General features: G+C 30.3%; 11 protein-coding genes. 4 read left to right on the top strand and 7 right to left on the bottom strand.

What is annotated here, in order from left to right:
* Positions 1–20: 20 nt before the first annotated feature.
* The 6 genes from B5E58_RS01855 to B5E58_RS01830 form a co-directional block, all read right to left on the bottom strand.
* Positions 21–278: a hypothetical protein gene (locus tag B5E58_RS01855; protein WP_088107992.1), complete on the bottom strand. Its 258-nt coding sequence runs from the start codon at positions 276–278 to the stop codon at positions 21–23.
* 14 nt (positions 279–292) lie between these two features.
* Complete coding sequence (locus B5E58_RS01850; RefSeq protein WP_088107991.1) at positions 293–1,750, bottom strand: hypothetical protein; 1,458 nt, start codon at positions 1,748–1,750, stop codon at positions 293–295.
* A gap of 16 nt (positions 1,751–1,766) precedes the next feature.
* Positions 1,767–2,624, bottom strand: coding sequence for an ABC transporter permease (locus B5E58_RS01845; protein WP_088107990.1), 858 nt, complete (start codon positions 2,622–2,624; stop codon positions 1,767–1,769).
* Positions 2,614–3,546 carry an ABC transporter ATP-binding protein gene (locus tag B5E58_RS01840; protein WP_088107989.1) on the bottom strand — a complete coding sequence of 311 codons (933 nt, stop codon included), beginning with the start codon at positions 3,544–3,546 and terminating at the stop codon, positions 2,614–2,616. The genes B5E58_RS01845 and B5E58_RS01840 overlap by 11 nt, the downstream gene beginning before the upstream one ends.
* Positions 3,546–6,080 carry a hypothetical protein gene (locus tag B5E58_RS01835; protein WP_088107988.1) on the bottom strand — a complete coding sequence of 845 codons (2,535 nt, stop codon included), beginning with the start codon at positions 6,078–6,080 and terminating at the stop codon, positions 3,546–3,548. The genes B5E58_RS01840 and B5E58_RS01835 overlap by 1 nt, the downstream gene beginning before the upstream one ends.
* A 174-nt stretch (positions 6,081–6,254) precedes the next feature.
* Positions 6,255–8,105, bottom strand: coding sequence for an ATP-dependent helicase (locus B5E58_RS01830; protein ID WP_088107987.1), 1,851 nt, complete (start codon positions 8,103–8,105; stop codon positions 6,255–6,257).
* Between the two features lie 179 nt (positions 8,106–8,284).
* Between B5E58_RS01830 and B5E58_RS01825 the strand changes: the two genes are divergently transcribed.
* From B5E58_RS01825 to bilS, 4 genes are all read left to right on the top strand, one after another.
* Complete coding sequence (locus B5E58_RS01825) at positions 8,285–9,643, top strand: glycosyltransferase family 4 protein (RefSeq protein ID WP_088107986.1); 1,359 nt, start codon at positions 8,285–8,287, stop codon at positions 9,641–9,643.
* Positions 9,640–10,827, top strand: a complete 1,188-nt coding sequence (locus tag B5E58_RS01820; RefSeq protein WP_088107985.1) for a pyridoxal phosphate-dependent aminotransferase — start codon at positions 9,640–9,642, stop codon at positions 10,825–10,827. Before B5E58_RS01825 ends, B5E58_RS01820 begins: the two co-directional genes overlap by 4 nt.
* Complete coding sequence (gene hisC / locus B5E58_RS01815) at positions 10,824–11,891, top strand: histidinol-phosphate transaminase (RefSeq protein WP_334293182.1); 1,068 nt, start codon at positions 10,824–10,826, stop codon at positions 11,889–11,891. The genes B5E58_RS01820 and hisC overlap by 4 nt, the downstream gene beginning before the upstream one ends.
* A gap of 98 nt (positions 11,892–11,989) precedes the next feature.
* Positions 11,990–12,502 (top strand): flavodoxin family protein BilS, encoded by a 513-nt coding sequence (gene bilS / locus B5E58_RS01810; RefSeq protein WP_088107983.1) that lies wholly within the window; start codon positions 11,990–11,992, stop codon positions 12,500–12,502.
* 65 nt (positions 12,503–12,567) lie between these two features.
* Here bilS and B5E58_RS01805 read toward each other — a convergent pair.
* A partial coding sequence (locus B5E58_RS01805; protein WP_206608535.1) for a hypothetical protein occupies positions 12,568–13,196 on the bottom strand: 629 nt, incomplete at its 5' end.

Genomic DNA, 13,196 nt, shown 5'->3' with positions numbered 1-13,196 from the left:
ATTTCACTCCTCATTTCATATCACATATTTCTGTGCAAAAAACGCACATATATTCCAAAGGAATATTTAAACATACTATAAACTATTAAAATTCCTATAACAGCAATTATTAATGTTAATATACTTGTCAATGAAAATATCATATTAGAATTTTTAACAATGCTCATAGCCATTGTTATGGAGAATTTTAAATCAACAAGACTTAAAAAACATCCTATAACAAATACAATTATTCCTTTTAAAATTTCCAAGCCTGATAGGCTTTTTCCTTCACACATAATTTTTTCCTCCTTTATTCTTCAAGTGTGGAAAAATATTCTGTAACCATATCACGCATACCATAAGGTATATTATTTTTCTCCATACTATTAAGAGCTTCATTTCTGTATTCATTATAAACCTCAGAATATGGCATACTTTCACCTGCGTTTCCTATGGTATTCTCATCAGTAATATTAATATTACCTCCTTCATTTTCAACACCTTCAACTTTTTCATCTGTGGAACTTTTATTTATTGCATCACGAGTATATATTTCAGCATGGTTTCCAGCTCCAGAGCCTCTACCACTTCCCTGTCCATTACCATTTTCACCCATGCCATTTCCTTGGCCATTACCACTACCATTTCCTTGGCCTTCTCCTTCACCCTGACTTTCGCCTTCTCCTTCAAGCTGTGATTTTGCACTGCTTATATTTTTATTTATATTATCAATAGTCTGTCTTAAAGCATTACTTTTTTTAGTTGAATTTGAAAGAGATGACACTATATTTTTAATTTGTTCCTGTGAAATAGAACCTTTAGAAATACCATCAACAATGGAATTTAAAGCACTCTTTATATCTTGTGATGTAAGTTCACTCATAAGTTTTTCCAGTTCTGAAAGCATTTTTTCAATTTCTTCATCACTTAAATTATCTAAATTTTCCATAAGCTCATTAAGGGCATTTTCCATATCTTTTGAATTACCATTTTTCAAAGCTTCTGAAAGTTTTTTTGTATTTTGATTTTTTGAAAGTGTATCGGCTATTTTTGAAACATCTTTATCAAAACTGTTTTTTTCAAGTTTTTTAAGCTCCTGTTCAGTTTTTTCGAGAGCTTTTTTTGCATCTTCTTTTGTGACAGAGCGTTTTAATTCCGCCTTTAGACTTTTAAGCTGATTTTTAAGTTCTTTAAGCTCTTTATCTGATATATCCTTATTTTTTTCAGCTTCTTTTTCAATCTCTTTTATATTTTCAATATTTCTTTCTATAAAAGGCTCAAAATTCTCTTTGCCATAAGGTTTTACAAAGCCTACTGCTAAAGCACAAACTGAAACAACCATAAAAACAGCTATAACTCTTTTTGGAAAAGTTATTTTATATTCTTTAGCCATATTTTTATTTTTAGCCTTTAAAAAAGCATCTTCAACAGCTAATTTTTCAACATTATTTGAATAATTATCTTTTGAAAGTATTTCATAAGCTGTAACAAATCTTTCATTATATCCAAGAGAGTCACATTTTTTTGCAGTTTTAAAATAATCAACTTTATCTTTAAAGACTACAATAAAAATAGGAACTATAAAAGACATAAATATAAAAACAAAATAAATATTATTTTTATAATCAATACTTTTAAATTTTGAAATAATTTCAAGTATTATTCCAAGTATTACAAAAACACAGCCTGTAACAAAAAATCTTTTTATATAAAGCTCAAACATTATTTTTAATTTAAGAGGTTTCAATATTTTTTTAAGTTCATTCAAAGAACAGCCCTCCTATTTATTCATTTGTCTTTCTAAGCCTTAAAGAAGCAAGGAGCATAAATAAAAATGTTATTATTATATTTACAAACATATTTATAATCCAAAAATATTTACAGAAAAATTCTAAGATATTATTTTTATCTTGCCAATATCCAAAGAATGACATAACTATATCTGTTCCCAACTGTTTATCCATTAATGTTGCAAAACCAACACCAGGATTTGCAATATTAATCATAAATATAGTAGTTATAGAAGGAGATTCCATATATATACTGTTATAATAGGCTATATATATAAAAGAAATTATTAATGTTCCAAAACAAAATAATCCTAAAACCATATATGTTAAAACCATAGAAGCAACTGTCTTTTTAAAGAAAGTTGAAAAGAATATTGCTATTGAACCAGCCATAGCAGATATAATTATCATATAAACTTCCATTATAATAACATTTACAAAAGAAAGTCCTCCCCAGAAAAATGTTATGGCAAACACAGGAAGTGTAGAAATCATCATAAGTATAAATATACCTATTGAAGAAACCATTTTGCCCCAAATTATTGATAAAGGTTTCATTTTTGTTACAAGAAGTATATCAAGAGTTTGTCTTTCTCTTTCACCACTTATACTTCCCGCTGTCAAAGCTGGAATTAAAATCATTGTCATACCAAACTGCATAAATCCAAGTACAGCATAAAGTATAGACAATTCTCTCAAATTCATAGTGCTATATACTCCGGAAGTTATTGCATTTATAAATATTATAGCAGCACCTGATACAACAAGAGTATATAAAGCGATTGCTAAGAACATTTTCCATGACCTTAAAGATGTTTTTATCTCACGTCTTATAATAGGATTAAGCATCATTTTCATTACCTCCTGTTATCTGCATAAATATTTCTTCAAGATTACCTTCTTTTTCTTTAAAACTCAAAAGTGGTATATCCTCCATAACTATATCTTTAAGCAATACAGAAAGCTGTTTATCATCACCATCAAAAGCAAACTCTATATCATCTGTATTTTCTATAATTTCAGATATAAAAGGTTTCTCAGAAAGTATTTTATAGAGTTTTTCACTATACTCAAAAGGCTTTACATTTATAATTCTCTTTTTAGTAAGTTTTTTCATTATCTCAGCAACAGAACCTTCAGCAGAAAGCTGTCCTCTATCTATTATGCCTATCTCTGTACACATCTCTGCAAGCTCCGGCAATATATGAGAGCTTATTATAATTGTTTTTCCCATTTCTCTAAGTTGTTTAAGTATTTCTTTCATTTCAACTCTTGCTCTTGGGTCAAGACCGCTGGCAGGTTCATCAAGTATAAGTAATTCTGGGTCATGTATAAGACTTCTCGCAAGACAAAGTCTCTGTTTCATACCTCTTGACAATGAATCTACATAGCTATCTTTTTTATCAGAAAGGTCAACAATCTCCAAAAGATTATCTATAATATCCTTTCTTTCTCTGTAAGGTATGTAATATGTCCCAGCATAAAAATCCATATACTCTGTAACTTTGAGATTATCATAAACACCAAAGAAGTCTGGCATATATCCTATTTTTTCTCTCAAAAGTCTTGGATTTTTTATAACTTCATTGCCATCTATAACAACAGAGCCACTTGTGGCAGACAAAAGACCTGCTATAATTTTCATTGTAGTTGTTTTGCCCGCTCCATTAGGCCCTACAAAACCATATATACTTCCTTTATTTACATGGAGGCTTAAATTATTAACAGCAGTAAATTTGCCATAATTTTTAACAAGATTTTTAATTGTAAGCATTATTTTACGCCTCCTTTTATACTTATTCCCGGCATTGAAAATTCCATATAATTGCTTGGATAATAATTTTTTATTCTTATTTCATTATTTTCATTTATATATGATGAAAAATCTGTTATTTCTCCTGTTTTTAAAGGTTCATAGGATTGAGTTTTTATATTGTATATTTCCTCTTTAACATTAGAATCACCATAAGATGATATTTCAAAAGATTTTAATGTTAAAACATCAGGTATTACAAATACCATTGGAACCTCTGCAATACTTCCGTCATCACCATAAGCACTTATATAATTATTTTCTGTACTGTAATCAACATCACCTTTTACTTTGTCGTCCTCAACATAAGGTTTTATTATACCAAAAGGTATATCATAATTTTCCATATCAGAATATTTTATAACATTGTCAATATAGTAAATATTACTTACAACATTTTGAGGATATTTACCATTTATCAGTGTACCAGTTTTTAATATATTTTCATCATCAAACATATATAAACTTATACTCATACCCTGTACATTTTCATTTATATTTCTTGTATATGACTCACTCATAGCTTGTTCTAAAAGTGTAGCTCTTTTATTAATTTCAAAAACTTCACTGTCAGAATACAATCCTGAGTCAGCTCCATTTCTTAATTCCATATATCCATCATTAATGCCCATATATATGTCTAAACCATTTCTATAATTATGTCTATCTGATATTGTGCTATCATTTTCAAGACTAAATTCTTTAGTTGTGATTTCTCCAGAAGGTATATTATCCAATCTAAAACTTAATGTATCCATAACTACAATAGCATCTTCAAAATTATGTGAAGTTTTATTATCGACAGTTATTATAAGTTTATCTTCATTAATTTTTGCGTCAAAACTTATATTTCCTCCTAAATTCACATTTTTTTCTGTTTCCACAGTATTATCAGACCATTTTTCTGTGTCAAAATAAGATATTTTTCTATTTTCGCCAACATTTATTTTAGCAACACATACATCTTCATCACTATATCTATAATACTTTGTAGAGTCAGGTTTTATAGGGACATTTTCAGAAAGCTCAACAGATACATTTCCTGCATCAGGTGATTTTGCGTTTATACTCATATCTGCTTTTCCATAGCTTGAGCCGTTTTGTATTCCAACAGAAGAAACAACTCCCAATATTCCTTTATTATAATAGCTTGTACTACCCAAAACAAAAATAATAACTGTAACAATGAAAGCACAAGCAGGTATTAGAACCCAGCCAAACTCTCTTTTATCTTTTCTTTTAAGTATTACATATAAAACAGGTCCTATTGTTAATATGTATACAATAACAATAGCAAATATAATATTTAATTTTACTTTATCTTTAAGCGGTACAGATTTTGCAACATCATTATTGCTACTGTATGAATAGCCTTCATCTAAATTTCCACTTTGAAATTTAATACCACTATTTTCAAAAGCCATTTTTATAATATTGTTACTGCCTAAATATCCTGAAAAAGGATATAATGCCAAATCAAATGTGGCTGTTATGACTTTTCCTCCACCTTGATTTTTAATATAAAAAAGTGGTATTCCGTTATCATCAACTATAACATTTAACCCTTCCCCTTTAATATCACAAGTATACATTCCAGAAAGTTCAGGATATGCACCAAATGTTTTTTCAGAAGGATTACTTGCAGTTATTCCAAAAATTTCAGAAAAGGCAGAAAGACTTCTCATCTCATTTTGACCTGTTCCAAATACTATATTGCCACCATTTTCAACCCATTCTGTGACTGCGTTTATCTGATTTTCATTTAATGATTTAGTATCAAAATCAGTTATAATTATATTTTTAAAACTTTCAAGTACACTTGTACTTTGCGGAAAATTATCTTTTGTAAAAAAGAATATTTTTTCCGGTGTTGTATAATCTAAAATATTATCTGTATGCAAATCAAGACCTTGTATATAGTTCATTCCTGAATGAGTATCTGTTAAAACAGCAGTTCCTATTGTGTCAGGACTTAAAGCCTTTACAGGAAAATTATTTCTATAAACAACATCTTCCTTTTCATCATTTAAACTTATCTCAATAGATGTATTTACTGTTGAAAGGGCTGAATTAAAAGTATATTCTTTTACAGCCCCCTTAGCTATGTCAATATCCTGATAATATAATATATATTTTCCGGCTTCTCCATAACTTTCATTTTTAATTTGGAAATAAACTTTTATAGCCAATTCACCTTTAAAGTCTTCTCCATTATTTTTTACATTTATATTTATAGGTGTTTCTTTACCTACAATATATTCACCGTCAAAACCTATTTTGGCCGAAACTTCAAAACCATTGTTGTCTATAACAGAAGAAACAGGTGTTTCTTCACCTGTTTCCTCACTGGTAGAGCCATCTATAACCTGCGTAACTTCTTGAGATATAGGTGCTCCAAATATTACTTGAGCAAAAGGTGCAATCGTTCCTATTACCATTGCCAGCACAAGTACTATTGCAAGTACTGATACCATTTTTCTTTTTTTGCTGTTCATAAAATACCCCCTAAACGGTTTTATAGTTATGTAATAATTATACAATAGGTAAACTAACCCAATACATTAAATAAATCTTAATTTTTCTTAAAAAAGTACTTTTATGAAACTTAAAACACCTTGCTCATTTTTAATTATAAATTTATATTTTATATTTTTCAAATAAATAAAATGCTATTTTACGCCAAGTTCTTTTATAAATCTTGAACGTTTCATCTTTTTATCATGTCTTTCTACAATTTCCGATATATACAATCTATTTTTTGCTCTTGTAACACCAACATAGAAAAGTCTTCTTTCTTCCTCTATTTCCTGTGGTGTACTACTTTTTTCATGGGGAACTATATCCTCAACCACAGAAGGTATAAAAACAGTATCGAACTCAAGACCTTTTGCACTATGCATTGTTGAAAGTGTAACAGCATTTTCAATATTTTTTCCCGTTTTATTTTTATCATCTTTAAGTCTGTTTGAAAGCTCCTCTATATAGTCAAAAAACTCTTGAAAAGTTTCTTTATCTTTTGCAGCTTCTGTTATCTCATCGGCTATCTCTCTTAAAGCCAATATATTTGTTTTTCTGTAATCTGCATAATCCTGTAAATAATCATCATAGGCAACAATATTTCTTATATATTTTACAGCCTCAAAAGGTTTTCTTTTTCTTATTTGATAAACATGACTTAAAAGCTCATCAATTCTTTTTTCTTGAAAAGTTTTAAGTGTAGGTATCTGATAAAGAGTTTTTATTAAAGGTCCAGAAAGTTTTTGAGCCTCTGATATTGTATCACGGCTTATATATCTTTTAGGTTTATTCATAATTCTTATAAAATCTGAATTTCTCGTTATATCCTCTGAAAACCTCATATAAGAAATTATATCCCTTGCTATAAAATGCTCATATATATTTAATATACTATCTTTAAGATTATAGGGTATATTTTTATCACCAAAACATCTTGCAAAATTACTTCCTTGCATATTTGTTCTATATATAACTGCAATTTCTCCAAGAGGTATACCCTTTTCATTAAGTTTCTGTATTTTTTCAGATATTATTTCAGCTTCTTCTGTTGGATTTTCAGGTTTTAAAAGTATTGCAATTTTACCTTTTCTATCTGTACCCTTTATTTCCTTTTCATATCTATTTTTATTATTTTTTATAATTCTCTCACTAAGTTTTATAATGCTGTCTGTTGAACGATAATTTATATCAAGAATAACTTTTTTAGCACCATTAAAACTTTTTGGAAAATCCAATATAAAATCCGGTCTTGCTCCTCTAAAACTGTATATACTTTGGTCATCATCGCCCACAGCAAAAACATTATTTTCAGGCTGGGCAATCATTTTTATACACTCATACTGACCTTTATTTATATCTTGAAACTCATCTATAAGTATATATTTATATCTATTTTGCCACATTTCAAGAACTTCTTTATTTTCCAAAAGAACTTTATGACATATATAAATCATATCATCAAAATCAATTTTTTCATTTCTAGCCTTATAATTTTCATATTTTTTATACATATATTTAAAATCATCATCAGGCATACTAGAAGCAGTATAATTATGTATATCCATAAGCTCATTTTTCATAAGCATTGTTTCTGTTAAAAAATCATTTATATAGCTTTCCTCGTCGTCAGTTTCAATTTCACTTTCATTGAGCATATTTTTTAAATAATTCCATTTTTCTTCTTCATTTAGTATACTGTCCAAAGTGTATCCGCAATAAACCCTCAATATTCTGAAAAAAAGAGCGTGGAAAGTACAAAAAGTAACTCTCTCTCCTCCCAAAACATTCATAGCATTAAATCTTTCTTTCATCTCAGTAGCTGCCGCTTTTGTAAATGTTATTACAAGTATACTTGAAGGTATAACAGAATAATTTTCAATCAAATATTTTACTCTGTGGGTAACAACAGTAGTTTTTCCACTTCCCGGACCCGCCAAAACAAGCATAGGGCCTTTAAAATAGCTTACAGCCTCTTTTTGTTTTTCATTCAAAAAGTATTCCATGTATAACCCTCCCCTTCTCTTTGATTATACATTTTACCACAAAAGGAAGCTGTTAACCTACTGTATTTTTAAAAGAGCAAAACTTATTTATATTGCTTATTGACAATAATTGTATTAGAATTCTAGTATGGTTTTGGAATTTCCTTATTATAATATATTATGGTTAAGGAGGGTATATTTTGAATATCGGATTATTTACAGATACATATTTTCCACAGATAAACGGTGTAGGTACATCAGTACACACTCTCGCAGAAGGACTCAGAAAAAGAGGTCATAATGTATATATTTTCACACCTTTTGACCCAAGAATAAAAGAAGATGAAAAAGATGTAATAAGAATGCCAAGTATGCCATGTTTTATGGTAAAAGGCTTTAGAATAGGTCTTTTATATACACCACAGGCATTAAATAAAATAGCACATCTTAAACTTGATATAATACATACACAGACAGAGTTTTCATTAGGAATGTTTGGAAGAATGTTAGCAAGAACTTTAAACATTCCAACAGTACACACATACCACACAATGTATGTAGATTATGTTCACTATGTAGCAAAGGGAGCTTTAATAACTCCTGCTATGGCAAAGGATTTCAGCAAAATTTTCTGTAACAGAGCTGACGCTGTAATAGCTCCTACAAAAAAAGTTTTAGACTCTCTTATAGAGTATGGTGTAACAAAAGAAATAGACATTATTCCAACAGGTATAAACACAGAACTTTTTAAAAAATCAAATTATAAATTAGAAGATACAATACAATTAAAAAAAGAAATAGGTCTCAATATTGATGACCCTATAATGCTTTATCTTGGAAGAATAGCAAAAGAAAAAAGTATTGATGTATTGATAAATGCAATGCCTGAGCTTTTAAAAAGAATACCTAATCTAAAACTTGTAATAGTAGGTGATGGGCCTGTAAAAAAAGACCTTGAAAATCTTACAGAAAGTCTTAATCTTACAGAAAACATAATATTCACAGGTGCAAAACCTTGGGCTGAAATAGGAAAATACTATCAGTTGGGAGATATTTTTGTAAGTGCATCTACATCAGAAACACAAGGTCTTACATTTGCCGAGGCTATGGCTGGAGGTCTTCCTGTAATAGCAAGAAAAGATGAGTGTCTTGAAAATATAATAATTCATGGAAAAACAGGTCTTCTCTTTGAAAATCCTGAAGAACTTCCAGATATGGTTGAAAGTATTATAAAAAATAAAGATACATTAAAATCATATTCAGAAGCATCAATAAAAGCAATGGAAGAACTTTCTGTGGAAAACTTTGCTTTAAAAGTAGATGAGCTTTATACATTTGTATTGGAAAACAAAAAAGCTAAACACAAAACTGTACCTTTAATAATACCTAAAGTTCAAAAAAGAACAACTGTATATCGCATTAAAAAACTTCCAAATAAAATTATACGAAAAGGAAGACGTGCAATAACATTTGCAAAAATGACAAAACATGGCATAATTAAAGTTTATAGAAAAGAATTTAAAAATATAACAAATGAGAAAGAAGGTAACAGAAAATGATTTCAGAAAGAATGAAAGCCTTCACAGCAAACAGTTCTGTTATAAGAGCTATGTTTGAAGAAGGCAAAAAAATGGCTGCCTTATATGGCAAAGAAAATGTATACGATTTCAGCCTTGGAAATCCAAGTGTTGAACCTCCAAAATCTGTTAAAGAGGCAATTATAAAAATACTTAACAATGAGTCTCCTAACTTTGTCCATGGATACACAAATAACTCTGGTTATGAAGATGTAAGAAAATATATTGCTGATTCTACAAACAGAGAATTTGGCACAAAATTTGATGTTGAAAATATTGTGATGACTTGCGGTGCAGCTGGTGCATTAAATATTATTTTCAAATCAATACTTAATCCTGATGATGAAGTTATTGTTTTTGCTCCATTTTTTGGAGAATATAACGCTTATGTTAAGAGCTATGACGGAAAACTTGTTATTGTTGAAGCTGATACAGAAACTTTCCAGCTTAATACAGAAGCATTTAAGTCAAAAATAACAGATAAAACAAAAGCTGTTATAATAAATACTCCTAACAATCCTTCAGGTGTTGTATATTCAGAAGATACATTAAAAAAACTTTCTGAAATTCTTGTGGAGGCTGAAAATAAAATAGGTCATCCTATATATCTTATATCTGATGAACCTTACAGAAGACTTGTATATGATAATATAGAGGTTCCTTTTGTATCAAAATACTATAAAAATACATTTGTTGCATATTCATTCAGTAAGTCTCTTTCACTTCCTGGAGAAAGAATAGGCTATATAATAGCAAACAGTGAACTTGACGGTTTTGAAGAAATGATGAACGCTTTAAACGTTGCTAATAGAATTATGGGCTTTGTAAATGCTCCTTCACTTTTCCAGAGAGTTCTTCCATATTGTATGGATGAAAAAGCAGATATTGAAACTTATGATAAAAACAGAAAGCTTTTATACAGTATGCTTACAGATTTAGGCTTTGAATGTATAAAACCAGAAGGTGCTTTCTATATGTTCCCAAAAACACTTATAAAAGATGATGTGGCTTTCTGTAATAGTGCAAAAGAGTTTAGAATACTTTCAACACCAGGTTCTGCTTTCAGTTGTCCTGGACACTTTAGACTTTCCTACTGTGTATCAACAGAAACAATAGAAAGAAGCTATGACAGTTTCAAAGCTCTTGCAAAAAAATATTTGGGGTGATAAATTTGGAAAAACTTTGGAAAAAAAATTTAAGAGATATAGAACCATATGTTCCGGGAGAACAGTCTGAAAATCCTGATATAATAAAACTTAATGCAAATGAAAATCCATATCCACCTTCACCAAAAGTTGTGGAAACACTTAAACATTTTGATAGTAATATGCTTAGAAGATACCCTTCTTCATCAGCTTCAGAGCTTAAAAAAGTTCTTGCTGAATTTCATGGTATTGATAAAAATTGTGTATTTGTAGGAAATGGCTCTGATGAAGTAATAGCTTTATCATTTATGGCATTTTTTAACTCTAAAAAGCCTATACTTTTTCCTGATATAACATACTCATTCTATCCTGTATGGTGTTCACTCTATAAAATACCATATATAACAAAGAAAGTTACAGAAGATTTTACAATAAATCCTTCTGATTATTATGAGGAAAATGGTGGAGTTATAATACCTAACCCTAACGCACCTACTGGAAAAGGTGAAAAACGTGAATTTATAGAAGATATTCTTGAACATAATAAAGATTGTATTGTAATAATAGATGAAGCCTATGTTGATTTTTCAGAATATTCATGTGTTGAACTTATTAAAAAATATGATAACCTTGTTGTAGTACAGACATTTTCAAAATCTCGTTCTCTTGCAGGAATAAGGGTTGGAGCAGCTTTTGGAAACCCTGAACTTATATCTGTTCTTGAAGCTGTAAAAAATTCTTACAACTCATACACAATAGACAGTATTGCTCTTGAACTTGCCATAGCTTCAATAAAAGACAAAGATTATTTTGAACTTACAAATCAAAAAATCAAACTTACAAGAGAACGCACAACAAAGGCTTTAAGAGAATTAGGCTTTAAAGTTTATGATAGTGATACAAACTTTATTTTTGTTGATTGTGGAAAATATAATGCAAAAGAAATTATGGAATATTTAAAGACAAAAAATATTTATATAAGATATTTTAATATTCCAAGAATAGATAATCACCTTAGAATTACCATAGGAACAGACTTTGAAACGGCAAAAACTGTTGAAGAAATAGAAAATTTTATAAAATAATATAAAAAAACAGGGTATGTTTATACATATTCTGTTTTTTTAATTTAATTTTTATGTTATAATGATGTGGTGAAAAATTTTATTAAGGGGGAGTTTTAGTGAATTATTCAATAATGTTTTTAAGTCCTACTGGTAATACAGAAATTCTTGCAAATACTGTATTAAACACATTACCATTAAAAAACTGTGTTTATTTTGGAGGATTTAATGCTGAACAGGCAGAAAAATCTGATTTAGTATTTGTAGGATTTTGGACAGACAAAGGTACTTGCAATGAAGAAACTGCTGAATTTCTTAAAAATTTAAAGAATAAGAAAATAGCATTATTTGGAACAGCAGGATATGGTGGAGCAGAATATTTTGACAGTATTATTTCACGCATTAAAGAAAATATTCCCTCCGAAAACGAATTTATAGGCAGTTATATGTGTAAAGGCAAATTAACTGAAGAAACAAAAGAACGTTATATTAAAGAACTTGCAGATGGTTCAAAAGACAAAGAGCATATTGAGCTTATGCTTAATAATTATGAAGATGCTCTTTCTCATCCTGATATTAAGGATTTAGTAAATATAAGAGACTTTGCAAGAAATATGTACTATTTCGTTTAATTAATTTATGTTCAAATGAAAAAACGATTTTAGAGTTAATCTAAAATCGTTTTTTATTGTATAAATTATTCTATAAAGCCACCTTCTGTGAGAGACTGAATTAAATTATTTAATGTTGTTGCTATATCTTCAATTGTAACATCTGATGTATTAGATAAAGTCTGTACAGCTGGAGCTGGTGTTATTTGTGCCTCTGGACCTGTTGCTCCTCTTGGGCCCGTTGCTCCTCTTGGGCCTGATGGACCAGTTGTTCCTGATGGACCGGTTGTTCCTCTTGGACCTGTTGCTCCTCTTGGGCCCGTTGCTCCTGTTGGTCCCGTTGCTCCTGTTGGACCGGTCGCTCCTGTTGGGCCTGTTACTCCTGTTGGGCCTGTTACTCCTGTTGGGCCCGTCACTCCTGTTGGGCCTGTTACCCCTGTTGGGCCTGTTACCCCTGTTGGACCTGTTACCCCTGTTGGGCCCGTCACTCCTGTTGGGCCTGTTACTCCTGTTGGACCCGTCACTCCTGTTGGGCCTGTTACTCCTGTTGGGCCTGTTACCCCTGTTGGACCTGTTACCCCTGTTGGGCCTGTTGCTCCTGTCGGACCGGTCGCTCCTGTTGGGCCTGTTACTCCTGTTGGGCCTGTCACTCCTGTTGGGCCTGTTACCCCTGTTGGGCCTGTTACCCCTGTTGGACCTGTTACCCCTGTTGGGC

Origin of the sequence: Tyzzerella sp. An114 (genome assembly GCF_002161055.1) — a bacterium.
Lineage (GTDB): Bacteria > Bacillota > Clostridia > Lachnospirales > Anaerotignaceae > Fimicola > Fimicola cottocaccae.
Note: the sequence above shows the minus strand (reverse complement) of the source record. Positions and strands in the feature narration are given on the sequence as shown.